The organism is Streptomyces sp. HUAS MS02, from assembly GCF_055702265.1.
The window spans coordinates 8,278,649-8,302,782 of sequence record NZ_CM146747.1 but is presented as its reverse complement, the minus strand read 5'-3'; the positions used below and the strand labels follow the sequence as shown (position 1 = coordinate 8,302,782).

Sequence of the window (24,134 nt, the reverse complement as noted above, 5' to 3'; positions counted from 1 at the left end):
CACGATGAACCGCAGTAAGCCCGCAGGCACAGCTCTCTCCCGCACCGAACCCCCCGTTGCCCCCCGTTGCCCCCGTTTGCAACCACACGGACCGGAACGCGATGCCGCGTCGGTAGCGTGCGACTGCAAGAGGGCATTCTAGGACTGACTTTGGTCGTCTTGTGATCGATATCGGTGCTTCTTGAGAGGACCGATGTCTTCAGTCGTGCGGAACGACCGCCACCGGTACACCGGCGTGATGCAGCACCGCATGGGCCACCGGACCGATGTGCGCCCCCAGCGGCGAACGGCGGACGCGGCGCCCGACGACGAGCAGGGAGGCGTCCCGGGACGCCTCCAGCAGATGCTCGGCCGCCTTCCCGCGCCGCGACTCCTCCACCACCTCGACGGACGGATACTCCAGCCGCCAGGGACGCAGCGCCGCACTCAGCCCGGCGGCGTCCATACCGCCCAGGTCGGCATCGAGATCCTCGCCCAGGCCCGGCCTCTCCCGCAGTCCGGATCGCGGCGGCGGCCTCCAGTCGTGCAGGACGCGCAGCGCGGTCCCCCGCGCGGCGGCCGCCTCGCACGCGAACCGGATCAGCGTGGGGTCCGGGTGCGCGAGGTCCACGCCGAGCACGACGGGCCGGAACGGCCTCGCGGCGGCCGGAGCCCCGGCCGGGGCTCGCGCCGGGCCCGGCGCGTTCTCGTCCGCCGCCCGCTCCCTGGCCCGCACGAGGACGACGGGCCGCTCGGTGTGCGCTACCACATGCAGCCCCACGGAACCGAGCAGGAAGCCGGCGATCCCGCTGAGCCCCCGGGAGCCCAGAACCACCAGCTCGGCCTCCGGCGCCGCCTTCACCAGCTGCTCGGAAGCACGCCCCGTCAGCTGGTCGACGCCGACGTCCACACCGGGGTGGCGCCGCCGAATCCCGTCGGCCGCCTCCCTCAGGACCTTCCCGATCCCCGCGCCCTGGTCCCCCTCACGGTCCCGGCCCTCCTCCGACTCCGACTCACCCTCCGCCCCCGGCACCGGCGCCCGCCCCATCGGCTCGGGAACCGGCTCCCAGACGTTGAGCAGCCTCAGTGGCAGGGCCCGCAGCCGTGCCTCCCGGGCCGCCCACTCGGCCGCGGCGAGGCTCTCGCGCGAACCGTCGATGCCCACGGTGACGGTGCGGGACATGGCGCACCTCCTGAGGTCGAGGCCTTTTCCCAGCATCGCCGCGCGGCGGCGGATCCGCAGGGGCGAGAATCGGACCGTGCTGAGAATCGGTTCCGTGGTGCTGGGCGCGTCCGACGTACGGCGGGCGGCGGCGTTCTGGATGGGTGCCCTCGGATACGTCCCCCGCGAGGAGCCGGAGGACGACTGGGTCGTCCTGGTGGATCCGCGGGGCGTCGGCGCGCAGATCTCCCTGGGCCTCAGCGAGACGCCCGTGCAGGATCGGCCCCGGGTGCACCTGGACCTCTACGCGGGCGACGCTCGGGACCAGGCCGCCGAGGTCGAGCGACTGGTCGGTCTCGGGGCGCACCGCGTCGACTGGGACGCCTACCCGGAGGACGCCGACTTCGTCGTCCTCGCCGACCCGGAGGGCAACCGCTTCTGTGTGATCGACACCGGCGGCCGGGAGTGATCCCTCACACCGGCAGCAACCGCGTCACCAGTTCTCCGAGCCGCCGCGCGTTCCGGCAGGTGTGCATGTCGACGATCCCGGCGTAGACCGGGGCGGCGGAGTCGCCCACCCCCCAGGTGCTCGGCGTCTCGGGGTTCAGCCAGTGCACGCGGCGGGCCCGGGCCGCGATGCGCCGCAGGGCCTCCGCGTTGGGGTCGAACCCGTTGGTGCGGGCGTCCCCGAGCACGATCACCGACGTACGGGGGCCCACGGCGTCGAGATGGCGCTCGGCGAACTCACCGAGCGCGGCCCCGTAGTCGCTGCTGCCGTGCCAACCGGTGAGGGCGGCCTCGGAGGCGATCCGGCGGCCGAGTTCGGCCGGGTCGGCCTGCCCGGTGGTGACGAGGCAGGTGACCTCGTCGACGCGATTGACGAAGGCGTAGACCCGCACCTTGCTGAACTGGTCCCGCATCGCCTGCACCAGGAGCATCGTGAAGTTGGCGAACCCGGCGACCGACCCGGAGACGTCGCAGAGCAGCACGATCTCCGGGCGGGCCGGCCGCTGCCGTCGATGGGCGGGGCGCAGCGGTACGCCCCCGGTGGACAGCGAGCGCCGTAGCGTGCGCCGGATGTCGATCTGGCCGCGCGCGGCCCGGCGCCGCCTGGCGGCCAGCCGGGTCGCGAGCTTACGGGCCAACGGCTGGACGGTACGGCGCAGTTCGACGAGTTGCTCACGGTTCGCGACGAGGAAGTCGACCTGGTCGGCGCTCCGCGCGACACCCCGCTCGGCGATCATGTCCGCGCCCCGGCGCTCGGCGACCCGCCGCCGCGCCTCGGTCCGTACCCGGTCACGGAAGTCCTCGATACGGCGCCGGACCTCGTCGGCGTCCAGCCGCTCGGTGAACCCCGCCGAACCGAGCCCGGCCGCGGAGCCTCCTCCCGGGCCGAGGGTGAGCCCTCCACCGAACCCCATACGCAACGCGCCACCGGCCCCGCCTCCCCCGCTCGCACCGGCACCGGCACCGGTGAGCCCGGGCTCACCGCCGGCCCCCTGTTCCCTCGCACCCGCCAGGATCCGGGCCAGCAGCGTCTGCGGGCGGAGGCGGTCCAGCGTCTGGTGGGCGGACCAGCCGTCGGAGCCGGGGGAGCCGTAGCGGCCGAGCAGTTCCACAGCCTCGGCGGCGAGTCGGGTGAGCGCGGCCGTGTCGTTCGCGGCCAGCGCCTCGGCGAGCCGCTCCCGCAACTCGTCCCGGTCCCCGGCCGACGCACCCCGCGCCCCCGTCAACTCCCCCACGCCGAGCGGGAAGTACAGCTCGAAGGTCGCGTCGAAGACGGGGCGCTGCCGGTCAGCGCGGAGCAGCGCCGCCGCCAGCCCCTCGCGGATCCGCTCCCGGTCGGCGAGCCCCAGCACCTCCAGCACGGCCGCCGCGTCCACGGTCTCACCGGGTCCGATCCGTATCCCGTGGCCGCGCAACGCCCGGACCAGCGCGGTCAGCCGCTCGGCCAGCGGAGAGGCGGAAGACACCGGAGAGACGGGCGAAGCCGGAGAGCCAGGCGAAGCCGAAGAGTCGAGGGAGTCAGATGAGCCGGGTGAGGCGGGAGAGGCAGGAGAGGCGGGAGAACCGCTCATACCAGCGTCAGCTTCCGCGCGGCCTTCTCGATGTCGTCCTGGTGCTTGAGGATCACGCCGAGACTGTCCCGGACGACCGTCTCGTCCAGGGTGCCGGCGCCGAGGGCCAGCAGGGTGCGCGCCCAGTCGATGGTCTCGGCGACGGAGGGTGCCTTGCGCAGCTCCATCTCGCGCAGCGCGCCGACCACCCGGACCAGCGAGTCGGCGAGCGCGGCGTCCAGGCCGGGGACCCTGAGCCGTACGATCCGCTGCTCCAACTCGGCGTCGGGGAAGTCGAGATGGAGGAAGAGGCAGCGGCGGCGGAGCGCCTCGGAGAGTTCCCGCGTGGCGTTCGAGGTGAGGACGGTGAAGGGGCGCCGGGTCGCGGCGATCGTGCCCAGCTCGGGAACGGTGACCTGGAAGTCGCTCAGCACTTCCAGCAGCAGCCCCTCGACCTCGACGTCCGCCTTGTCGGTCTCGTCGATGAGGAGCACGGTCGGCTCGTCGCCCCGGATCGCGGTCAGCAGGGGGCGGGTGAGGAGGAACTCCTCGCTGAAGATGTCGGAGCGCGTCTCGTCCCAGGCCTCGTCGCGCCCGGCCGTGATGCGCAGCAGCTGCTTGGCGTGGTTCCACTCGTACAGGGCGCGGGACTCGTCGATGCCCTCGTAGCACTGGAGCCGGACCAGGCGGGCGGCGCCCACCTGGGCGACGGCCTTGGCCAGCTCGGTCTTGCCGACGCCCGCGGGGCCCTCCACCAGCAGGGGCTTGCCGAGCCGGTCGGCCAGGAAGACCGTGGTGGCGACGGCGGTGGAGGCCAGATAGCCGGCTTCGGCGAGCTGTGCGGAGACGTCGTCCACGGACGAGAAGAAGCCGGTACCGACGAAGTCCGCCCCCTCCCGCCCGCCGCTCGGGCCGCGCGTGCCGCCTTCGTCGCCCGTGCCGCCGACGCCGTTCACCACGTTCGTGTCGGTCATGTGGCCCCTCCCGCTCCGCCCGGCGTACGAGGCACCTCCCCGACACCCTCGCCAAAGTTACCAAGCGGTCGCTTGGGCTGTCCTATGCCGTCACGACCAGCCGCGTGACCAGGTCCCCCCACCCGAGCTCCAGCCGGTCGAGGGACATCCCGCGCCGCTCCACCAGGTGGTCGACGAGGTTGATGTCCAGGTAGCCCAGCAGGGTCTGCGCCAGCAGTTCGATGTCGCCCTGCGTCCCGGCGCTGCGCAGCAGCATGCACAGGTGGCTGAGGCGGAGCTGGGCGGCCGGGTGGGCGTGCCTGCGGGTGGCGTCCGCGCGGGCGGCGAGGTAGAGGTCGCGGTGGGCGTACTCGTGGCGGATGGCGGCTGCGCCGAAGGCCCGGAGCCGCTCGACGGGAGGCGCGTCGGGGCCGAGCGGCGGCGGGCCGGTCAGGAAGGAGGCCTGGAACTCCCGCTCATGGTGGTCCAGGAGCGCGACCAGGAGCCCGAACCGGTCGCCGAACCGCCGGAAGACGGTGCCCTTGCCCACCGCGGCGGCGGTCGCCACGGCCTCCATCGTCAGATTGGCGGCTCCGCACTCCGCCGCGAGCCGGGCGGCGACCTCCAGCAGCCGCGTGCGGTTGCGGGCCGCGTCCGCGCGCAGCCGGGGCTGGTCAGGGGCGGTGCAGGTGAGGTCGAGCAGTCCGTCGAGGGGGTCGGGGGCCTGAGACGCCGGGAAGGGCGGCAGCGACTCTTTCATGAAAAGAGCGTAACGCTCACCACAGACAAGTGGACCGCGGTCCGGATAGCTGGTACAAACTTTAACGGACCCCGGTCCGTTTATCTTCTCCCGCGGGCCTCGGTCCGTCGGCTCTTCCTCACGTGTTCGCTACGTGCACATCCTTACTAGGAGTCAGCTCATGTCCGTACGCATCCTCGCCCTCGTCGGCAGCCTTCGCGCCGGTTCGCACAACCGCCAGCTCGCCGAGGCAGCCGTGAAGCACGCCCCCGAGGGCGTCGAGATCGAGCTGTACGAGGGTCTGGCCGACGTCCCGTTCTACAACGAGGACATCGACAACGAGGCCGCCCTCCCGGCCACCGCCGCCCGGCTGCGCGAGGCGGCCGGCCAGGCCGACGGCTTCCTGCTCTTCTCCCCCGAGTACAACGGCACCATCCCCGCCGTCCTGAAGAACGCCATCGACTGGCTGTCCCGCCCGTACGGCGCCGGCGCCTTCACCGGCAAGCCCGTCGCCGTGGTCGGCACCGCGTTCGGCCAGTTCGGCGGCGTGTGGGCGCAGGACGAGACCCGCAAGGCCGCCGGCATCGCCGGCGCCACGGTCCTGGAGGAGGCCAAGCTCTCCATCCCCGGCTCGGTCGTCCGCTTCGCCGAGACCCACCCGGCCGACGACGCCGAGGTCGTCACCGGCCTCACCGAGGTCCTGGCCCAGCTCAGCACCAAGGCCGGCACCGCCGCCGCCTGAGGTTGGTCCTCAGCCACACCTCGTCGGGTTCCGGGCCGCCGCCCGGGGCTCGACGTCGGCGTTCCCGCGAGGATGCCCTCAGACGGTGACGCCCAGCCCCTCCAGCACCACCGCGTTCGGCAGCTCCGCGAACGCCTTCCCCGGCAACAGCAGCTTGCCGCGCCGCCGTCCGCTGCCGACCAGGACGTACGGCAGGTCGACCACGGCCGCGTCGACCAGGACCGGCCACGACACCGGCAACCCGACCGGCGTGATGCCGCCGTACTCCATCCCGGTCTCCCCGGTGGCCGTGTCCATCGACGCGAACGAGGCCTTGCGGGCGCCCAGTTGGCGGCGGACCACGCCGTTGACGTCGACGCGGGTGGTGGAGAGCACGACACAGGCGGCCAGGCTCGACTCGCCGCCCCGCTTGCCCGCGACGACCACACAGTTCGCGGACCGTTCGAGCAGGTCCTGCCCGTAGTGCTGGACGAACACCGCGGTGTCGGCCCACTCGGGGTCCGTCTCGACGTACAGGAACCGGTCGGCGGGCACGCTGCCGGACCAGCGGCGTACGGCGTCGGCGACCGGGCGGACGAGATCGTCCAGGCAGTCGGGGGCGGGGGTGGCGTGGTCGAAGTCTCCGATGGGTGCGCGCATGGGCCGCACGGTAACAAAGCCCGTGGACGCCCTGGTCCGCCGCCTCAGTGCACGCCGGGCACCGAGACCGTCAGCACCATCTCGGTCGGCACCTCGCCCCGATTGGCGTACTCGTGGGGCGCGTTGGCCTCGAAGGTGACGCTCGCGCCGGCCGGGACCCGGTACTCGGCACCCTCCACGGTGAGGGTCAGCTCGCCCGCCGTGACATGCGCGATCTCGACCGTGCCCCCGGGGTGCGGGTCCGACCGGCTGCCCTCCCCCGGCATCAGCCGCCAGTTCCACATCTCCAGCGGACCGGGCGCCTCCGTACCGGCCAGCAGCCGGCTGTAGCTGCCCGCCTCGGTGTGCCACAGCCGGACCACCTGCTCGGCCGGAACGACCCTGACCTTGGGCCCCTGCGCGTAGTCGAGCAGGGTGGTGATGCTGACACCGAGGGCGTCGCCGATCTTGACGACGGTGCCGAGACTGGGGTTGGTGCGGGCCTGCTCGATCTGGATGAGCATCCCGCGGCTGACTCCGGCGCGAGCCGCCAGGGTGTCCAGGGTGAACCCCCGCTCGGTGCGCCAGCGCTTGACGTTCCGCGCCAGGGACTGGGTCAGCAGGTCGAGATCCGACACGTTCCGTCCAAAGTCTCAGTCGCCGTCTCAGTTGTCTCAGTTGTCTCAGTTGTCTCAGTGACAGAGTCCAACACGTTGAACGACGTGGGTGCACCCGACGTTCACCGAACTGTACTGCGACGGCGGCACCCCTCCAGGGCCCGTGGGGCGTGGTCGAGGTACGACGCCCGCGCGTTCTCTAGGCGGACTCCTCCGCCGCCTCCGCGTCCCACTCGGCGAGCGCCAGCAACTGCTCCGGTGTGACCCCGTCGGGGATCGGGACCGGCGCGGGTGTCCGGATCGGCGGCTGCCACCCCGCCACCGGGTCCCACCGGCGCACGACCCGCGCGGGCGCCCCGGCCACCACCGAGTGGTCCGGCACCGTCCCGCGCACCACCGCCCCCGCCGCGACCACCACGTTGCGCCCGACCCGCGCCCCCGGCAGGATCACCGCGCCGGTGCCGATCCAGCAGCCGGGCCCGATCGACACCGGGTCCATGCGGGGCCACTGCTTGCCGATCGGCTGGTGCGGGTCGTCGTAGGAGTGGTTGGTGGAGGTCACGTACACGTACGGCCCGAAGTAGCAGTCGCTGCCGATCGTGACGGTGGTGTCGGCGATGACATGGCTGCCGCGCCCGAGCACGACGCCGTCCCCGATGCGCAGGATCGGTTCCGCACCGAGGTCCAGATCGGGCATCAGTCCGGCGGTCAGGGTGACCTGCTCCCCGATGATGCAGTGGGAGCCCAGGTGGATCCACGGCTCCCCGAAGACCGTGCCGAGCGGAAAGGCCAGCCTGGTACCCGTTCCCATCGCGCCGAAGCGGAAGCGGCCGGGCCGCTCGGCCGTCACCGACCCCGTGCGCTGCAGCCACGCCCAGCCCGCGTGGACGGCGCGCTGCGCGAGGCGGCCCGACCAGGACGAGAACGTGTTCTTCTTCGGCACCCGCTCACCGTACTCACCGGGCGGCGCCCGCAGGACGTCGTACGGCTGTGATCTTCACCCCACGCGACGCGCACCCCATGGCTTACGGTGCGGGTGAGGACTGATCTTCACCCAGCATCTGGAGGCGGCGATGAACCGGCAGCGGGCCCTCATCACGACGTTCGACGGCAAGAAGCCGGAGGTGGAGGAGGCCGCGTTCGTCTCCCCCACGTCGACGGTGATCGGCGACGTGACCCTGCGGCCGGGGTCGAGCGTCTGGTACGGGGCGGTGCTGCGGGCCGAGTTCGAGCCGATCGTCATCGGCGCGGACACCAACGTCCAGGACAACTGCACGCTCCACGTCGACCTCGGCTTTCCGATCTCGATCGGCGAGCGTGTGTCGATCGGGCACAACGCGGTGGTGCACGGGGCGACCGTCGAGGACGACTGTCTGATCGGGATGGGCGCGACGGTGCTGAACGGCGCGGTGATCGGCGCGGGGTCCCTGGTCGCCGCGCAGGCCCTGGTCCCGCAGGGGATGCGGGTGCCGCCCGGGTCGCTGGTGGCGGGGGTGCCCGCGAAGGTGAAGCGACCGCTCACCGACGAGGAGCGGGAGCTGGTGACGCTGAACGGCACGCACTACACGGAGCTGGCCAAGGCGCACCGGAAGGCACAGGAGGAGTACGGGGCGTAGGACCGGCGCGCGAGCGCGGGAGGGGCACGGGGCGCGGACCGCCCGCGGTCGGCACGGGGCGCGGACCGCCCGCGGGTGGTGTGCCCGGCGGGCCGGCACTCGGCGGCCGCGCGCCTCCCGTCGCATGTCTCACTCCGCGGCGGTGACCAGTTCCCCCTCGGCCGGCTCCGCGTTCTCCGCGGCCTTCTTCGCCTTGCGCTTGATCACCAGCATCGAGGTGACGCCGACCAGGACGGCCAGGACCAGACCCAGCCAGGAGAAGCGCTTGAGCCAGGCCTCGGCGACGATGCCGACGTAGTAGATGACGGCAGTGGTACCGCCGGCCCAGAGGATGCCGCCGAGGACGTTGGCGACGAGGAAGCGCCAGTAGGGCATCTGGAGGACGCCGGCGAGGGGGCCCGCGAAGATGCGGAGCAGGGCGATGAAGCGGCCGAAGAAGACGGCCCACATGCCCCACCGGTCGAAGGAGCGCTCGGCGACGGCGATGTTGCTCTCGCTGAAGTGTTTGGGGAACCGTCGATTGAGCTTGGCCAGCAGGGGGCGTCCGCCCCGGCGGCCGATGGCGTAGCCGATGGAGTCGCCGATGATCGCGCCGGCGGTGGCGCAGGCCCCGAGGACGAAGGGGTCGATCTCTCCGTGCTGGGACGCGAGCAGCGCGGAGGAGACCAGGATGATCTCGCCCGGCAGCGGGATGCCCAGGCTCTCCAGGCCGATGACCAGCCCCACCAGCAGGTAGATGCTGAGCGGAGGCACTGTTTCGAGCCACTCCTGGACGTGCAAAGCCGGTTCCTCCCGTGCGAGCGGATCAAGTGGATCAAGTGGGTGAGGCGGTACTCATGACCCCCGGCGCCCGCTCTCGACGGAGCGCGCGCCGGGGCAGCCTACCCGCTTACTCGGACGGCGACGGGGTCCCCCGGGTTGCCCCACGGGTCGCACCGGTGACACCGCGCACGGCCGCGCTCAGTGCGTCGCCGCCCTGTGCGGCCAGGCGCTGGAGCACGCCGGTGCCCGGTGTCGGCACCACCGGGGCACCACCGGATCACGCGTTGGGGCGAAGGGTCCAGACGACCGTCATCTCTCCCGTCACGGCTCCGTCGGCGCGTCGGATCGCGATGGTGACGGGGAATTCCGGGCGCTGCCCGGCGTCGAGTTCGGCCACGACCTCGGCGGCGGGGCGGCCGAGGGTCGCGGTGGCCGTGACCTGCCCCATCGCGAGCTTCTTGTACGCGATCTCCGCGCGGACCGCGAGCGGCACGGCGCGCGAGAGCTGGTCCCCGAAGGCGGCGAGGACGATCGCCCCGCTCGCCGTCTCCCCCAAGGTGAACATGGCACCGGCGTGCGGTCCGCCGACATGGTTGTGGAACTCACCCTGGTCCGGCAGCGCCACCACGGCCTTCTCCGGGGTGGCCTCCAGGAACTCCAGCTTCAGGGTCCTGGCCATCGGCACCGTGGCGGCGAGCATCTCGCCGATCGACATCTGGTCTGCGCTCATGGCGCGATGTTACCCACCAGTAGGCAGCCATGACCAGGGCTCTCGCCGGGCGGAGGCGTTCACGTCCGAGAACCCGGCACCTCCGTGATCGGCCGAGCACCTCCCGGCGGCGCGGGGGACGTCGGGCCAAAGGCCGCCGCCCCGGGGCGTTTTGGAGCCGTTCGTCCCGACTGCAAAGGAGCTTCGCGGACTCCCGTGGCACCCCGCCCCCCGGCGCATCTATGGTTACGAGCCATGTGGCCAGGACAGCAGCAGCCGCCCGGGGGCGAGCACCAACCGCAGCAGCCGAACCCGTACCAGCAGCCGGGGTACGACCAGTCCGGACAGCCGGTACAGCCGGGATACCAACAGCAGGGGTACCAGCAGCCGAACCCCTACCAGCAGCCCGGATACCAGTCGACGGGTCAGCAGGCCCAGTACGGGCAGCAACCGCAGTGGGGCGCGCAGGCCCCCGCGGGCCCGCCGGTGCCGCCGGGCGGAGGCGGCGGCAACCGGACGAAGCTGATCGCGATCATCGCGGCCACGGCCGTGGTCGTGGCGGCCGGTGTGACGGGCTTCCTGGTGCTCGGCGCCGACAGCGACAAGGACAAGTCGCAGACCCAGTCCGCTCCTTCGGGCTCCCCGACGCCGACCGCGTCCGAGAGCGAGGACAACCCGCGCGGCGAGGACGCCGGCGCGAAGCCGACCGTCGAGGGCTGGAAGGTCGTCGTCAACCCCAAGTGGGGTACGGCCTTCGACGTGCCCGCCGACTGGGAGGTGCAGTCGCCCGACACCTTCATCGGCTTCGAGGACTCCGAGAAGGGCGACGGCTCGGTCCTCATCGGGATGTCGGCGCCCGCCGTCCTCAAGGAGAAGTACTGCACCTCCGACGACGACAAGGACGGCCGCAAGGAGTCGAGTTCCCTCGCCGCCGCGGGCACCAAGGGCCAGCAGGGCGCCAAGGGCACCGAGGACATCGCCCGCAACGACTCGGCGTGGTGGGTCTTCGGCGGGTACACCGACCAGAAGCCCGCCTCGAAGAAGAAGTTGACCATCGGCAAGCCCAAGGCGTACACCACGGCGTCGGGCGTCGAGGGCAGTGTCGCGACCACGTACTCGACGGGCGTCGCCAAGAAGGGTAAGTGCGACACCGACGGCAAGGCGACGACGTTCGCCTTCAAGAACTCGGCCGGTGACTACGTCTCCTGGACCTTCCACGGTGACAAGGACGTGCAGGAGGAGGTCCCGGACGCGACGGTGCAGAAGATCCTGAGCACGGTACGCCTCTACGGCGACCCGACAGGCGGCTGAGCGGCCACGCGGCCGGCCCTCGCCGGCGAACTCCGGTGAGGCCGCCGCCCACCGCACAGGGCCCGCCGCCAGGGGTCGGCCTCACCTGGCCCGATCCCGCCGCATCAGGTGAGGAAACGGTTTGGCAGAAGGTGTCGGGGCGGCGATAGTCGGCGGGTGACCACTCCCGCCGCTCCCCGTCGCCGCCCCGCCTGGGCCGGCCGCAACTACACCCTGCTGACGACGGCCGCGGTCGTCACCAACCTGGGCAGCAACGGCGCCCTGATCGCCGCCGCGTTCGCGGTCCTGGAGGCGGGCGGCGACGGCGGGGACGTCGGCCTCGTCGCGGCCGCGCGCACCCTGCCCCTGGTGCTGTTCCTGCTGGTCGGCGGTGCGATCGCCGACCGGTTGCCCCGGCACCGGGTGATGGTCGCGGCAAACGTCCTCAACTGTCTCTCCCAGGCCGCCTTCGCCGTCCTGGTCCTCACCGGCGAGGCACGGCTGTGGCAGATGATGCTGCTCTCCGCGCTCGGCGGCGTCGGCCACGCGTTCTTCAGCCCGGCCGCCGAGGGCATGCTGCTGTCCTCCGTCACCGCCGAGCAGGCGGGCCGGGCCTTCGCACTGTTCCGCTTCGCCTCGCAGGGCGCGACCATGAGCGGCGCGGCCCTCGGCGGCGCCCTGATCGCGGTGATCGGCCCCGGCTGGGTGCTCGCGGTGGACGCGGCGGCGTTCGCCCTGGCCGGCGCCCTGCGCGCCTTCCTGGACGTGAGCCACATACCGGAGCGCGGGGCGGGCGGCGGACTGCTCGCGGATCTCCGGGACGGCTGGCGGGAGTTCACCGGCCGTACCTGGCTGTGGGCGATCGTCGTCCAGTTCTCCCTGGTGAACGCGGTGATCGTCGCCGCCGACGCGGTCTACGGCCCGCAGGTCGCCCGGGACAGCCTGGGCGGGCCGGGCCCCTGGGGCCTGGCCCTGGGTTTCTTCGGGGCCGGCAACGCCGCCGGAGCGCTGCTCATGGCCCGCTGGAAACCACGCCGTCTCCTCCTCGTGGGCGTCCTGTGCGTCTTCCCCTTCGCCCTGCCCTCCGCCGCGCTGGCCGTGCCCGTGCCGATCGCGGTGCTCTGCCTGACCATGTTCGTCAGCGGTCTGTCGATCGAGGTGTTCGGGGTCTCCTGGATGACCGCGCTGCACCAGGAGATCCCCGAGGACAAGCTGTCCCGGGTCTCCGCGTACGACTGGTTCGGCTCGGTGGCGATGGTGCCGCTCGCCGCCGCGCTGGCGGGCCCGGCGGAGAGCGCCTTCGGACGGACGACTGCCCTGTGGGGCTGTGCCGGGCTGTGCGTGGCCGCGACGGCCGCCGTGCTGTGCGTACGGGACGTGCGCAACCTGACCCGGCACAGCACGCCGGTGGTCCTGACCAAACCCGACGCCGGCCTCGAACCCGCTGCCGGGGACGAGACCGGGTCCGCCGCCGCCCCGCGGCCCGAGCCGGGTCGTACGACCGACGGCGAGCCCGGTTCAGCCGATGCCGAAGGCCCCGTCGGGCGGCTCGGGTGACGGTACGGCGTCCTCCTCGCGCACGGGCGCGGCGCCGCCGATGAACGCGCGCAGCGCCGTGCCGTGCTCGACCCGCGCGGGGAAGGCGTCGGCGGCGGTCCGCCGGGCCAGGACGGCGGTGTCGAGCGGTCGATGGGCGGCGACCAGCACGGCGTTGCCGAACCTCCGGCCGCGCAGCACGGCCGGTTCTGCGATCAGCGACAGCTCCTCGAACACCGTTGCCAGCGTGGCCAGTTGGGAGCGAAGGAAGGTGAACGGCGCGGCGTCGGCCAGGTTCGCCAGGTACACACCGTCCGCGCGCAGCACCCGTTCGACGGCCCGCGCGTACCCCACGGTCGACAGATGCGCCGGGACACGTGAACCGCCGAACACATCGCCCACGAGGACGTCGGCGGAGTCGGCGGGGGCCGCTTCGAGCCATTCCCTCGCGTCCGCCCCGTGCAACGCGATGTCCGCGTCGTCGGGCGGCGGCAGCTGCTCGACGACCAGGCCCAGCAGCCCCCGGTCGTACTCGACGACCTGCTGCCGGGACCCGGGCCGGGTGGCGGCGACGTAGCGGGGCAGGGTGAGCGCGCCCCCGCCGAGGTGCACCACGTCGAGCGGCAGCCCCGGCTCCGCGACCGTGTCCAGCACGTGCCCGAGCCGCCGCGCGTACTCGAACTCCAGATGGGTGGGCTCGTCCAGATCGACGTACGACTGCGGCGCCCCGTCCACGGTCAACAGCCAGGCCCGTTCCCGGTCGACGTCGGGCATGAGCTTGGCGGTGCCCCGGTCGATGGCACGGGACACGGGTATGGCTTCGTTCACGCTCCCCATTCTGGTGCAGGGAGCGGCCCGCGGGGGCGCGGGGAACCGCGCGACCGGCCGTGCGCCGGCCCGCGGTCCCCCGCCCGCGGCGAGCCGTCTACCGAACGGTCGTCACGGTCCCCGCCCCCACAGTCCGGCCGCCCTCACGGATGGCGAACCCGAGCCCCGGCTCCAACGGAACCTCCCGGCCCAGCTCCACACTCATCGTGACCCGCTCCCCCGGCCTGGCGACGGCGACCTCGCCGAGGTCGATGTCCCCCACCACGTCGGCCGTGCGGATGTAGAACTGGGGCCGGTACCCGCTGGACACCGGGGTCGTGCGACCCCCCTCCCGCGCCGAGAGCACGTACACCTGGGCGGTGAAGTGCCGCCGGGGCTCGACGCTGCCGGGCGCGGCGACCACGTGCCCACGTCGGACGGCGTCGCGCCCCACCCCGCGCAGCAGCAGTGCCACGTTGTCCCCGGCCTGCGCCTCCTCCATGGGCTTGCCGAAGGTCTCGACGCCGGTGACGACGGTCTCGATCCCCGCGCCGAGCACCTCGACGCGGTCGCCCACCCGGATGGTGCCCCGCTCGACGGCGCCGGTGACGACGGTCCCCCGCCCAGTGATCGTCAGCACGTTCTCCACGGACAGCAGGAACGGCGCGTCCAGGTACCGCTCCGGCATCGGGACATAGGTGTCCACGGCGTCCAGCAGCGCGTCGATCGACGCCGTCCACCGTGGGTCCCCTTCGAGCGCCCGAAGCCCGGAGACCCGGACGACGGGTACCGAGTCACCGCCGTACCCGTGCGCGGTGAGCAGCTCGCGGACCTCCAGCTCGACAAGGTCGGTGAGCTCCTCGTCCCCGGCGTCGGCCTTGTTGAGGGCGACGACGACGTGGTCGACGCCCACCTGCCGGGCGAGCAGCACGTGCTCGGCGGTCTGCGGCATGATCCCGTCGAGCGCGGAGACGACGAGGATCGCCCCGTCGAGCTGCGCGGCGCCGGTGACCATGTTCTTGACGTAGTCGGCGTGGCCGGGCATGTCGACGTGCGCGTAGTGCCGGGTGTCGGTCTCGTACTCGACGTGCGCGATGTTGATGGTGATGCCGCGCGCCGCCTCCTCCGGGGCGCGGTCGATACGGTCGAACGGGACGAACGTACCGGCCCCGCGCTCGGCGAGGACCTTGGTGATGGCGGCGGTCAGGGTGGTCTTGCCGTGGTCGACGTGACCCATCGTGCCGATGTTGAGATGCGGTTTCGTACGGACGTAAGCAGTCTTGGACATGGCGGTACCTCGAAGCCTCTTCAGCGGTACTGAGTGATGGCCCCGGCGGCACGCAGCGGCGGCCGGGACGGGGACCCCGAGGACTTGCCGACCCTCCCCCTGCGGGGTCCGCCGGAATGTCCGGGAAGGGTCAGCTTCGGGCGCCGTCCGCGGCGGCCACGACGATCAGAAGGGCAGCCTTCGGGGCATCCGCGACTGTCGCGGATGCGTCGAGAGCGAAGGCGTGCCGGAACATGACATCGATCATCGCCGACGAGTCGGCCCGCGTCGAATGGTTTTCGGTACGCGGGAGTTCCGGGAGGGAGCGGAAGAGAGATGCTTCACAGGACGACGCACGGGATGAACGGTGCGCGGGCGGGGTCCGTGCTCCGGAAGGCGCAGGCGGCACGGTGTGCGATGCCTCGCTCATGCCGGGGCGCACCGTGCCTGACGAGCCTGTTGTTCCGCTCGCTGTGACGCCCGTGAGACGTTCCGTACGGCATACACGGACACGGGTCGGTTACCGTCGTCGAATGCTCGATGCCACCACCCGCTCTGGGGGCACCGCCACGGTCCTTCCCCGGACCGCCGCCACGGAGCTCGCCGTCGCCGCACCTGTCACGGTCCCGGCCGTGCCCCCGGGCCGTGCCGCCCGCTGGGGCAGAGTGCTGTTCTCGCCGTGGGCGCGGTTCTCGCTGCTCGTCGCGCTGCTCCTGTCCGCCGTGTCCACGGTGCTGCTGTTCGAGCCGCAGCGGCTGCTGGCCGACGGCTGGCCACCCCAGTTGAGCGGTGCGGCCGCGGCCGTGGCGTTCGCGGTGGCGTACGGGCTGTGCACGGTCGCCTTCGTGCCCCGGCCGATCCTCAACATCGCGGCGGGTGCCCTCTTCGGCTCCCAGCTCGGTCTGGCGTCGGCGCTCGCGGGCACGGTCCTGGGGGCCGGCCTCGCCTTCGGCCTGGGGCGGGTCCTCGGGCAGGACGCTCTGCGTCCGCTGCTGCGCCACCGCTGGCTGAAGTCGGCGGACGGCCAGCTCAGCCGGCACGGCTTCCGTTCGATGCTCGCGGCCCGTCTCTTCCCCGGAGTGCCCTTCTGGGCGGCCAACTACTGCGCCTCGGTCTCCCGCATGGGCTATCTGCCCTTCCTCCTGGCCACCGCGCTCGGCTCGATCCCGAACACCGCCGCCTACGCGGTGGCCGGCGCCCGTGCCTCGTCCCCGACCTCTCCGGCGTTCCTGATCGCCATGGCCTGCATCGCGATCCCGGCCCTGATCGGCGCGACGGTGGCCTGGCGCAAACGCCACCACCTACGGGCCCGCTGAGGGCCCCTCCAGGGGCGCGGGGAACTGCGGGACCAGCCCCCACCCACCCGCGCCCGACCCCCGACCCGATCGACCCCCGCCTCAAACCGCCGCCACCTCAAACCGCCTCCAGCACCATCGCGTTGGCGAGCCCACCCGCCTCGCACATGGTCTGCAACGCATAGCGGGCGCCGCGCTCCCGCATCGCGTGCACCAGCGTCGTCGTCAGCCGGGTGCCGCTCGCCCCCAGCGGATGGCCCAGCGCGATGGCACCGCCGTGGACGTTGACCTTGTCCAGGTCTGCGCCCGTCTCCTGCTGCCAGGCGAGCACCACACTGGCGAACGCCTCGTTGACCTCGAAGAGATCGATGTCGTCGAGGCCCAGCCCCGCGCGGCGCAGCACCTTCTCGGTGGCGGGGACGACCCCCGTGAGCATCAGCAGCGGATCCGAGCCGGTGACGGCGAAGGAGTGCAGCCGGGCGAGGGGGCGCAGCCCCAGCCGCGCCGCCGTCTCACCGGACGTGACGAGGACGGCCGACGCCCCGTCGTTGACGGGGCTGGCGTTCCCCGCGGTGATGTTCCACTCGATCTGCGGGAACCGCTCGGCGAAGGCGGGGTCGTGGTAGGCGGGCCTGAGTCCGGCCAGGATCTCGGGTGTGCTGCCGGGCCGTACGCACTCGTCGCGGGTCACCCCGTCCAGCGGCGCGACCTCGGCGTCGAAGAGGCCGCCCTCCCAGGCTGCCGCGGCCCGGAGGTGGGACGACACCGCGAACTCGTCCATCCGCTCCCGCCCGATCGACCACTTCGCGGCGATCAGCTCGGCACTGATGCCCTGGGGTACGAGCCCCTCCGGGTAGCGCGCGGCGACCCCCGGTCCGAACGGGTCCGCGCCGGGCGGCACGTTGGACCACATCGGCACCCGGCTCATCGACTCCACCCCGCAGGCGACGACCAGGTCGTACGCCCCCGACATGACGCCCTGGGCGGCGAAGTGCACGGCCTGCTGGGAGGAGCCGCACTGCCGGTCGACCGTGGTCGCGGGGACCGTCTCCGGGAAGCCGGCCGCGAGGACGGCGTAGCGGGTGGTGTTCATGGCCTGCTCGCCCACCTGGTCGACGGTGCCGCCGATGACGTCGTCGATCAGCGCCGGATCGACGCCGGAACGGTCGACGAGGGCGCGCAGGGTGTGGGCGAGGAGTTCGACGGGGTGGACATGGGCGAGGGCGCCGTTCGGCTTCCCCCTGCCCAGGGGCGTGCGTACGGCTTCGACGATCACGGCGTCACGCATGGGTCGGGCCTCCACGACTGTCAGGGACCAGGGGAACTACCAGCGAGTAGGAATTCCAAACTCACCATAGTCCTCGAAGTTGGAAAAACAAACCCTCCCCTAGACTGGGCGCATGCCAGCCTCCGGAGATCCGCGCCCCTGTTCCATCGCCGACACCCTCGCGATCGTCGGCGAGAAGTACTCCCTGCTGGTCCTGCGTGAGGTCTGCCTCGGCAACGGCCGCTTCGACCAGCTGGTCCGCAACATCGGGGCACCGCGCGACGTGCTGGCGACCCGGTTGAGGCGCCTGGTGGACGCGGGTGTCCTGGCCAAGCACGTCTACAACGAGCGCCCTCAGCGCTTCGAGTACCGGCCCACCCAGGCGGGACTCGAACTGGAGCCGGTCCTGATGACCCTCATGGCATGGGGCGACCGCCACCTCCGCACGGACGACGACCGCCCCATGGTGGTCGAGCACGCCTGCGGCAAGACCCTGGTCCCGGCGGTCACCTGCACGGCCTGCGGCACAGAGGTCCACCACGAGGACCTCAGGGCCCACCCCCAGACCCCGGGCTGGACGGTAAAGGGCCCGGCACTCTGATCCACCGGCTCGCACGAGCGCCCCGAAGGGGCGCGGGGAACCGCGCGACAAGCCACGAAATACCCGCAGCCGCCGCACAACAGGTCCCCCCGGGCTCCGAGGCGCCCCTCAGTCCCCCGTATAGACGTCCAACCGCCCACACATCCCGAACTTCCCAAGAACCGCGGGCTCTTGGGCCCACACCCCGGCCTCGGCCAGATGCGACACGTCCCCCCGCTCCAGTCGGCCCAGCTGCTCCCCGGTCGCCGCGGCAGCGACCCGCGCCCCCCGCTCCCACCTCGCCCGCCACTGCGCGAGCCGGGGCCGCACGAGCGCGGCGGCGGCCCGGTGGAACGCGGCGAGCGGCTCGGGCCCGGACGCTTCGCGCAGCGTCCGGTAGCCCTCCAGGGCCAGGTCGCGCCGGGCCCGCGTGACCCGCTCCCGTTCCTCCTCCGGCGCGTTCGGCGGGATACGGGTGGCCGCGGCGTACGTCTCCGGATCGGTCAGGTACTGCGGGGGCAGCGTGAGGACCGCGTCGCCCGCCTCCGGTAGCCCGTTGTTCTGCATGAGGACGGTGATGCGCAGTTCGTCCTCGTTGACCAGCCGGTGGATGGTGCCCGGCGTGAACCAGGCGACCGTCCCCGGCGCCAGCGGCGTGACCTCGTACCCCGAGGTCGTCAGCGTCTGCACGGCGCCACGCCCGCCGGTGACGACGTACGCCTCCGAGCAGGTCAGGTGCATATGGGGGGTCCCACCGCAGACCCCGTCCGTCGCGGGCCAGTCGTACACGGACAGGTGCGACACGGCGACCCCGCCCGGCAGTCCCTCGTAGCCGCTCACCACGGGTGCGCCTCCAGGTACTTGGCGATCTCCTCCCGCTCCCAGGAACCGTCCGCCACGACGACACGGTAACGGCGGGTGAGCGTCTCGCCGGGAGCCAGTTCCAGCTCCTCGAAGAACGCCCAGGAGGGCGCGACGGCGGCGAACGGCTCGTTGCGGACGAACCAGTGCGCAGGATGGGCGCCCTCGGCTCCGGTGTGGTCGTTCTCGGGGGCGTGCGCGAAGACGAGCGTGGCGTGGCCGTCGGTGCCGTCGTGCTCGCCCGAGTACGCCAGCCAGGGCGCCTGCTCGCCCATCAGTCCGGGTCCCTCGGCGTCGGGCCCGATGATCCGCCCGTCGCGGAAGGCACGCGGGCCGCGCCAGAACAGACCGGTGTAGCCGGCCATCTCGCGCCCCGCGGTGGTCGGACTGCCGAACAGCAGCGGCTCGTCCCGGCGGTTGGTGATCGCGCTCGTCCAGGTCAGCGCCCACGATCCGGACTCGGTGTCCACGTCGTGGATCTCGATCCGGCGCTCCTCGTCGGCCCACAGCTCCCCGGTGTACGGGTGCCAGGTCAGCCGCTCGGCGATCACGACCCGCTCGCCGTCCGACTCGACGACGTCGAAGCCGACGTGCGCCATCGAGCCGACCCGCTCCGGGATCGGCAGATAACCCTCGCCGTGGACGTAGGAGTTGCCGCCCCACAGGTTCTGGCCCGACAGGTGCGAGGCCGTCAGCTGCAGACCCTTGTGCCAACGGTGGTCGTTGGGCCGGAAGTCGGTGACGACGTCCCCGGCCAGCGTCCGGATCGGGTGCAGATACGGTTTCGGGGCCTCCCAGTCCGCCTCCGGCCGGTAGACGTAGCTCAACAGCTCGACGCCCGTGGTCGGTTCGGTGACCGTGATCCGGTCGCCGTGTGCGTGGACCACGCGCAGCCCGTCGTGGAAGGTCATGCGGTGATCTCCTCACTCGTGCCGGCGGCGCCGGTGCCGGCGGGGCTCGTACGGACGGGGCGTGTACCGGCGGGGCTCGCGTCGGCGGGCACCTGGACGGTTCCGGGTGCCCAGCCGGGGGCACCTCCGTGCATGGCCGTGTAGTACGGGTCCCCCGGTCCGATCTCGCCACGCCGTACGGTCGCGTCCGTGAACGCCGACTTGTACAGAGCCGCGATCAGCTCCAGGCTCGTCCGTCCGTCGGCGCCACTGCTGCGCGGCCGTTCGCCCGCGCGCATGCTCGCCACGAGTTCGCGCAGCTGGGCGAGGTGCGAGCTGGGCACGTCCGCGCCGAAGTCCCGCCAGGCCGCCGCGTCCGCCTCAGGGGTGCCGGGGGCGGGGGTGACGGACCAGTCGGCGTTGGAGTGGCCGTACAGATGGGTCAGCTCGACGGTGGCGCGCTCGCAGTCGATGCGGATGCGGCTGACCTCGTCGGGGCTGAGGACGCTGTTGACGACGGTGGCCAGGGCGCCGCTCTCGAAGCGGACGAGGGCCGTGGAGACGTCCTCGGTCTCCACGTCGTGGACCAGCCGGCCAGCCATGGCCCGGACCTCGCTCCACGGGCCGAGCAGGTCGAGCAGCAGGTCCATCTGGTGAATACCGTGGCCCATGGCGGGCCCGCCGCCCTCGGTGGCCCAGCGGCCGCGCCAGGGGACGGCGTAGTAGGCGGTGTCGCGGTACCAGGTGGTCTGGCAGTGCGCGACCAGCGGACGTCCGAGGCTCCCCTCGGCGAGCAGCTCGCGGACGTGCCGCGCGCCGGAACCGAAGCGGTGCTGGAAGACGATCGAGGCGTACGGCCCCCCGGTCTCCGCGCCCTCCTCGGCCTCGACCGCGTCGAAGTCGGCGAGCGTCGGTACCGGCGGCTTCTCGCACCACACCCAGGCGCCGGCCCGCAGCGCGGCGATCGTCTGGTCGCGGTGCAGGGTCGGCGGGGTGCAGATGCTGACCAGGTCGGGCCGCTGCTCCGCCAGCATGCGGTCCAGATCGGTGTAGCCGTGCGGGATGCCGTGCTCCGCGCAGAACTTGGCCACGGCCTCGGCATCGATGTCGACGGCGGCGACGACCTCGGTCTCGCCCTCCTCGGCGAGGCGCTCCAGCGCGGGCAGATGGGAGCCGCCGCCGATGGCGCCGATGCCGACGATCGCGGCCCGGACGCGGCGGCCGGACAGCGGGGCCGGGGGACGGTCGGGTCGCTGGTCCGGAGTCGGGCTCGGGTCGTTGCTGGGTGTGGGCATGGACGTGATCAGCACTCCATCGAACGTGACAGCGGACGGCGGCGGGCGCCTGGTGGCGGGGGTTCCGGCGGAACGGCGACCCTCACACGGCAAGCGCTTTCCCTCGTCAGCAAAGTATGTGCGGACATAGTGACTGGTCAACACCACGGATCCGGCCGTTCCACGCCTCGGAACGCCCGCGCTCCACCCGTCCCCCGCACACCCTCCGTCCCGGCCCTGCCCTGCCCTGCCAAACCCCTGTGGCAGCCCCGTCACCAAGGGGCGCTAGGCTGCCCCCAGCACCTGTGATCACCCGCCCCGCGGCGCGGCACGTCTTCCGTCGGCCCTCCACGATCAGCGCTTGGACCACGTAACTTCATGTCTTGGTTTGAATCCCTCATCCTCGGACTCGTCCAGGGGCTGACCGAATTCCTCCCCATCTCCTCCAGCGCGCACCTGCGCCTGACGGCAGCCTTCTCCGGCTGGGAGGACCCGGGAGCGGCCTTCACCGCGATCACCCAGATCGGCACCGAGGCCGCGGTGCTCATCTACTTCCGCAAGGACATCGTCAACATCATCTCGGCGTGGTCCCGCTCCCTGTTCAACAAGGAGATGCGGAGTGACCACGACGCCCAGATGGGCTGGCTGGTGATCGTGGGCTCCATCCCGATCGGTGTCCTCGGGGTGACCCTCAAGGACCAGATCGAGGGCCCGTTCCGCGATCTGCGCCTCACGGCGACGATGCTGATCGTGATGGGCATCGTCCTGGGCGTCGCCGACCGGCTCGCCGCACGCGACGAGACCGGGGGCAAGCACCGCGCGGCGAAGGAGCGCAAGACCCTCGAACACCTCAGTGTCAAGGACGGCCTGATCTTCGGCCTCTGCCAGGCCATGGCCCTGATCCCCGGCGTCTCCCGCTCCGGCGCCACCATCAGCGGCGGCCTCCTCATGGGCTACAAGCGCGAGGCCGCGGCCCGCTACTCCTTCCTCCTCGCCATCCCGGCCGTGATCGCCTCGGGCGGCTACGAGCTCAAGGACGCGATGGAGGGCGGCCATGTCTCCTGGGGCCCGACGATCTTCGCCACGGTCATCGCGTTCTTCGTCGGCTACGCGGTCATCGCCTGGTTCATGAAGTTCATCTCCACCAAGAGCTTCATGCCGTTCGTCTGGTACCGCATCGCCCTCGGCATCGTCATCGTCGTCCTGGTCTCCATGGGCGTACTGAGCCCGCACGCGGGCGAGTCGGGCCACTGACCGGGCCCGCCTCGGACGGCCCGCGCCTCCCCAACTCCCTTCAGTGACCAAGCACATACGGCGTCCGTAGCCGCCCAGTAGCGCACTGTCAGTCCGGGCGCCTACTCTTGTCCGCATGTCCCCCGATTCCCCCGCCCGTGGTTCCGTGCGGTCCGCCGACGACCTGAACGACCGGATCAGAGCCCTGTGGCGCCACGCGGGCGCGTCGCTGTCGGCGCAGGAGCGGGCGGAGTACGAACTGCTGGTCGTGGAATGGGCGGCGGCGATCCGGGGAGACGTGATCGAGGCCGCGTGACCGGAACTCCTCAGGACGGCACGCCCAACGGATCGATCATCTTCCTGAACGGTACGTCCAGTTCGGGCAAGTCGACCATCGCGACGGAGCTGCTCCGCATCCTCGACGAGCCGTACTTCCACATGCCGGTCGACGCGTTCCACGCGATGCGGACCCGCCAGGAGATGCCGCCCGACCAGCTCACCACAGTCCTGCACCGCACCTGGCGGGGCTACCACCGCGCGGTCGCCGGCATGGCCGCCGCGGGCAACAACGTCGTCATGGACCACGTCCTGAGCGCGGAATGGCGGCTGCGGGACTGCCTCGACCTGTTCGTGCCTGAGGACGTCGTCTTCGTCGGTGTGCACTGTGACCCGGACGAGCTCCAGCGACGCGAGCGGGAGCGAGGTGACCGGCCGCCGGGGCTCGCGGCACGGCAGTCGGAGCAGGTGCACGCCCACGGCGTCTACGACGTCGAGTGCGACACGAGCCGGTCGGACCCGCTCCAATGCGCCGCCCTCATCAGGGAGTTCCTGGCCGACCGACCCATGCCGACCGCGTTCCAGAGACTGATCGCCGACAGGGACGGCGTTCACTCACCGGCCCGCTGAGCGCCCTCAGGGACGCGGGGAACCCCGTGAGCAACCACGGACAACCCGCACCCGGCCGACGACAGCGCCCCCACACACCTCACCGGCCCCCGGACACCCGCAGCACCGCCCCCGTCGTGTACGAAGCCTCCGCCGACAGGAGCCAGGCGATGGCCGAGGCGATCTCGTCGGCGCGGCCGGGGCGGCGCAGCGGCACGGACGCGGCGATCCGGTCGGGACGCTCGGGGTCGCCCATCCGCGCATGGATCTCCGTGTCGATCACCCCGGGCGCGACCGCGTTGACCCGGATGCCGTCCGGCCCGAGCTCCTTCGCCAGCCCCATGGTCAGCGTGTCGACCGCCGCCTTGGTCGCCGCGTAGTGGACGTACTCACCGGGACTGCCCAGCGTGGCCGCGGCCGAGGACACGTTGACGATGGCACCGCTCCCCCAGGCGGCCATCACCTTCGCCGCCCGACGCGAACACAGCAGCACACCGAGGAGGTTGACCTCCACCACCCGCCGCAGCACCTCCGTGTCCGTGTCCGCCAGCCTCCCGAACGGCCCCGTCACCCCGGCGTTGTTGACCAGGCCGGTCACCGGTCCGAGCCGATCCGCCGCCGTTTCGAACAGCCGGTCCACATCGGCCTCCACCGAGGTGTCCGCCTTCACCGTGACACAGCGCGCCCCGTTGGCCCGCACCCCCGTCGCGATCCACTCGGCCGCCGCACCGTCGTTCACATAGCCCACCACCACGTCGTGCCCGTCCGCGGCGAGGCGTAGGCAGGTCGCGGCACCGATCCCCCGGCTCCCACCCGTGACCACCGTGACCGGACGTGACATCCCAACCTCCCCGACACACCAAACGATCGATCATCCTACGATCGCAGCTTCGCCCCCGCCTCGCATCGAGGGCAACCTTTCCGGCCCCGGCGGCAACAGATGAGTGGCAAGCTCCTTTTCACGCGAGCCCCGAACGCATCACCCTTTCTCCCGA

Annotated in this window: 26 protein-coding genes; 10 read left to right on the top strand and 16 right to left on the bottom strand. The window is 72.1% G+C overall.

Annotated features, from left to right (window positions below; translation table 11 throughout):
• Positions 1 to 199: 199 nt before the first annotated feature.
• Complete coding sequence (locus ACZ9QC_RS35920) at positions 200 to 1,162, bottom strand: universal stress protein (RefSeq protein WP_472916889.1); 963 nt, start codon at positions 1,160 to 1,162, stop codon at positions 200 to 202.
• A 76-nt stretch (positions 1,163 to 1,238) separates the two neighbouring features.
• Between ACZ9QC_RS35920 and ACZ9QC_RS35915 the strand changes: the two genes are divergently transcribed.
• On the top strand, positions 1,239 to 1,610 hold the full coding sequence (locus tag ACZ9QC_RS35915) for a VOC family protein (protein WP_472916888.1): 372 nt from the start codon (positions 1,239 to 1,241) through the stop codon (positions 1,608 to 1,610).
• A 4-nt stretch (positions 1,611 to 1,614) separates the two neighbouring features.
• Here the strand turns inward: ACZ9QC_RS35915 and ACZ9QC_RS35910 are convergent, their stop codons facing one another.
• From ACZ9QC_RS35910 to ACZ9QC_RS35900, 3 genes are all read right to left on the bottom strand, one after another.
• Positions 1,615 to 3,114 carry a VWA domain-containing protein gene (locus ACZ9QC_RS35910; protein ID WP_472916887.1) on the bottom strand — a complete coding sequence of 500 codons (1,500 nt, stop codon included), beginning with the start codon at positions 3,112 to 3,114 and terminating at the stop codon, positions 1,615 to 1,617.
• Between the two features lie 101 nt (positions 3,115 to 3,215).
• The gene (locus ACZ9QC_RS35905; RefSeq protein WP_472916886.1) at positions 3,216 to 4,172 is read right to left on the bottom strand and encodes an AAA family ATPase; all 957 of its coding nucleotides are present in this window, start codon (positions 4,170 to 4,172) and stop codon (positions 3,216 to 3,218) included.
• Between the two features lie 82 nt (positions 4,173 to 4,254).
• The gene (locus tag ACZ9QC_RS35900) at positions 4,255 to 4,911 is read right to left on the bottom strand and encodes a TetR/AcrR family transcriptional regulator (RefSeq protein WP_472916885.1); all 657 of its coding nucleotides are present in this window, start codon (positions 4,909 to 4,911) and stop codon (positions 4,255 to 4,257) included.
• A gap of 160 nt (positions 4,912 to 5,071) precedes the next feature.
• Between ACZ9QC_RS35900 and ACZ9QC_RS35895 the strand changes: the two genes are divergently transcribed.
• On the top strand, positions 5,072 to 5,632 hold the full coding sequence (locus tag ACZ9QC_RS35895) for an NAD(P)H-dependent oxidoreductase (RefSeq protein WP_472916884.1): 561 nt from the start codon (positions 5,072 to 5,074) through the stop codon (positions 5,630 to 5,632).
• A 78-nt stretch (positions 5,633 to 5,710) separates the two neighbouring features.
• On the opposite strand, the gene ACZ9QC_RS35890 is transcribed toward ACZ9QC_RS35895, so the two are convergent.
• The 3 genes from ACZ9QC_RS35890 to ACZ9QC_RS35880 all read right to left on the bottom strand — a co-directional run bounded on the left by ACZ9QC_RS35890 (position 5,711) and on the right by ACZ9QC_RS35880 (position 7,810).
• Complete coding sequence (locus ACZ9QC_RS35890) at positions 5,711 to 6,271, bottom strand: YbaK/EbsC family protein (protein ID WP_472916883.1); 561 nt, start codon at positions 6,269 to 6,271, stop codon at positions 5,711 to 5,713.
• A 44-nt stretch (positions 6,272 to 6,315) separates the two neighbouring features.
• A complete protein-coding gene (locus tag ACZ9QC_RS35885; protein ID WP_184896732.1) occupies positions 6,316 to 6,888 on the bottom strand; it encodes a helix-turn-helix domain-containing protein in 573 nt (190 codons plus the stop codon).
• A gap of 178 nt (positions 6,889 to 7,066) precedes the next feature.
• A complete protein-coding gene (locus ACZ9QC_RS35880) occupies positions 7,067 to 7,810 on the bottom strand; it encodes an acyltransferase (RefSeq protein WP_472916882.1) in 744 nt (247 codons plus the stop codon).
• 130 nt (positions 7,811 to 7,940) lie between these two features.
• On the opposite strand from ACZ9QC_RS35880, the gene ACZ9QC_RS35875 reads away from it, so the two are divergent.
• Positions 7,941 to 8,483, top strand: a complete 543-nt coding sequence (locus ACZ9QC_RS35875; RefSeq protein WP_472916881.1) for a gamma carbonic anhydrase family protein — start codon at positions 7,941 to 7,943, stop codon at positions 8,481 to 8,483.
• A 129-nt stretch (positions 8,484 to 8,612) separates the two neighbouring features.
• On the opposite strand, the gene ACZ9QC_RS35870 is transcribed toward ACZ9QC_RS35875, so the two are convergent.
• Together ACZ9QC_RS35870 and ACZ9QC_RS35865 are read right to left on the bottom strand one after the other, a co-directional pair.
• Positions 8,613 to 9,263 (bottom strand): DedA family protein, encoded by a 651-nt coding sequence (locus tag ACZ9QC_RS35870; protein WP_472916880.1) that lies wholly within the window; start codon positions 9,261 to 9,263, stop codon positions 8,613 to 8,615.
• A gap of 259 nt (positions 9,264 to 9,522) precedes the next feature.
• Positions 9,523 to 9,960, bottom strand: coding sequence for a DUF4442 domain-containing protein (locus tag ACZ9QC_RS35865; RefSeq protein WP_184898743.1), 438 nt, complete (start codon positions 9,958 to 9,960; stop codon positions 9,523 to 9,525).
• 249 nt (positions 9,961 to 10,209) lie between these two features.
• On the opposite strand from ACZ9QC_RS35865, the gene ACZ9QC_RS35860 reads away from it, so the two are divergent.
• On the top strand, positions 10,210 to 11,265 hold the full coding sequence (locus ACZ9QC_RS35860) for a DUF8017 domain-containing protein (RefSeq protein WP_472916879.1): 1,056 nt from the start codon (positions 10,210 to 10,212) through the stop codon (positions 11,263 to 11,265).
• 156 nt (positions 11,266 to 11,421) lie between these two features.
• The gene (locus ACZ9QC_RS35855) at positions 11,422 to 12,801 is read left to right on the top strand and encodes an MFS transporter (RefSeq protein ID WP_472916878.1); all 1,380 of its coding nucleotides are present in this window, start codon (positions 11,422 to 11,424) and stop codon (positions 12,799 to 12,801) included.
• Here the strand turns inward: ACZ9QC_RS35855 and ACZ9QC_RS35850 are convergent.
• Entirely contained in the window at positions 12,763 to 13,608 is an 846-nt protein-coding gene (locus ACZ9QC_RS35850) for a spermidine synthase (RefSeq protein ID WP_472916877.1), read from the bottom strand. The two genes, ACZ9QC_RS35855 and ACZ9QC_RS35850, sit on opposite strands and share 39 nt — an antisense overlap.
• A 97-nt stretch (positions 13,609 to 13,705) precedes the next feature.
• A complete protein-coding gene (gene tuf / locus ACZ9QC_RS35845) occupies positions 13,706 to 14,875 on the bottom strand; it encodes an elongation factor Tu (protein WP_472916876.1) in 1,170 nt (389 codons plus the stop codon).
• Positions 14,876 to 15,387: 512 nt separating this feature from the next.
• Between tuf and ACZ9QC_RS35840 the strand changes: the two genes are divergently transcribed.
• Positions 15,388 to 16,170 (top strand): TVP38/TMEM64 family protein, encoded by a 783-nt coding sequence (locus ACZ9QC_RS35840; protein WP_472916875.1) that lies wholly within the window; start codon positions 15,388 to 15,390, stop codon positions 16,168 to 16,170.
• A gap of 97 nt (positions 16,171 to 16,267) precedes the next feature.
• Here ACZ9QC_RS35840 and ACZ9QC_RS35835 read toward each other — a convergent pair whose 3' ends face one another.
• The gene (locus tag ACZ9QC_RS35835; protein WP_472916874.1) at positions 16,268 to 17,437 is read right to left on the bottom strand and encodes a thiolase family protein; all 1,170 of its coding nucleotides are present in this window, start codon (positions 17,435 to 17,437) and stop codon (positions 16,268 to 16,270) included.
• A gap of 112 nt (positions 17,438 to 17,549) precedes the next feature.
• Between ACZ9QC_RS35835 and ACZ9QC_RS35830 the strand changes: the two genes are divergently transcribed.
• A complete protein-coding gene (locus ACZ9QC_RS35830) occupies positions 17,550 to 18,017 on the top strand; it encodes a winged helix-turn-helix transcriptional regulator (protein ID WP_472916873.1) in 468 nt (155 codons plus the stop codon).
• Positions 18,018 to 18,125: 108 nt separating this feature from the next.
• On the opposite strand, the gene ACZ9QC_RS35825 is transcribed toward ACZ9QC_RS35830, so the two are convergent.
• The 3 genes from ACZ9QC_RS35825 to ACZ9QC_RS35815 are packed head-to-tail and all read right to left on the bottom strand — an operon-like array spanning position 18,126 to position 21,042.
• Entirely contained in the window at positions 18,126 to 18,839 is a 714-nt protein-coding gene (locus ACZ9QC_RS35825; protein WP_472916872.1) for a cupin domain-containing protein, read from the bottom strand.
• Positions 18,833 to 19,768 (bottom strand): DUF6807 domain-containing protein, encoded by a 936-nt coding sequence (locus ACZ9QC_RS35820; RefSeq protein WP_472916871.1) that lies wholly within the window; start codon positions 19,766 to 19,768, stop codon positions 18,833 to 18,835. The genes ACZ9QC_RS35825 and ACZ9QC_RS35820 overlap by 7 nt, the downstream gene beginning before the upstream one ends.
• Positions 19,765 to 21,042 (bottom strand): Gfo/Idh/MocA family protein, encoded by a 1,278-nt coding sequence (locus tag ACZ9QC_RS35815; protein ID WP_472916870.1) that lies wholly within the window; start codon positions 21,040 to 21,042, stop codon positions 19,765 to 19,767. The genes ACZ9QC_RS35820 and ACZ9QC_RS35815 overlap by 4 nt, the downstream gene beginning before the upstream one ends.
• A 357-nt stretch (positions 21,043 to 21,399) precedes the next feature.
• Here ACZ9QC_RS35815 and ACZ9QC_RS35810 point away from each other — a divergent pair, with 357 nt between their 5' ends.
• The 3 genes from ACZ9QC_RS35810 (at position 21,400) to ACZ9QC_RS35800 (ending at position 23,160) form a co-directional block, all read left to right on the top strand.
• Complete coding sequence (locus ACZ9QC_RS35810; protein ID WP_472916869.1) at positions 21,400 to 22,275, top strand: undecaprenyl-diphosphate phosphatase; 876 nt, start codon at positions 21,400 to 21,402, stop codon at positions 22,273 to 22,275.
• A 115-nt stretch (positions 22,276 to 22,390) separates the two neighbouring features.
• A complete protein-coding gene (locus tag ACZ9QC_RS35805) occupies positions 22,391 to 22,570 on the top strand; it encodes a hypothetical protein (RefSeq protein ID WP_472916868.1) in 180 nt (59 codons plus the stop codon).
• Complete coding sequence (locus ACZ9QC_RS35800) at positions 22,567 to 23,160, top strand: chloramphenicol phosphotransferase CPT family protein (RefSeq protein ID WP_472916867.1); 594 nt, start codon at positions 22,567 to 22,569, stop codon at positions 23,158 to 23,160. Before ACZ9QC_RS35805 ends, ACZ9QC_RS35800 begins: the two co-directional genes overlap by 4 nt.
• A 79-nt stretch (positions 23,161 to 23,239) precedes the next feature.
• Here ACZ9QC_RS35800 and ACZ9QC_RS35795 read toward each other — a convergent pair whose 3' ends face one another.
• A complete protein-coding gene (locus ACZ9QC_RS35795) occupies positions 23,240 to 23,980 on the bottom strand; it encodes an SDR family NAD(P)-dependent oxidoreductase (RefSeq protein ID WP_472916866.1) in 741 nt (246 codons plus the stop codon).
• Positions 23,981 to 24,134: the final 154 nt, after the last annotated feature.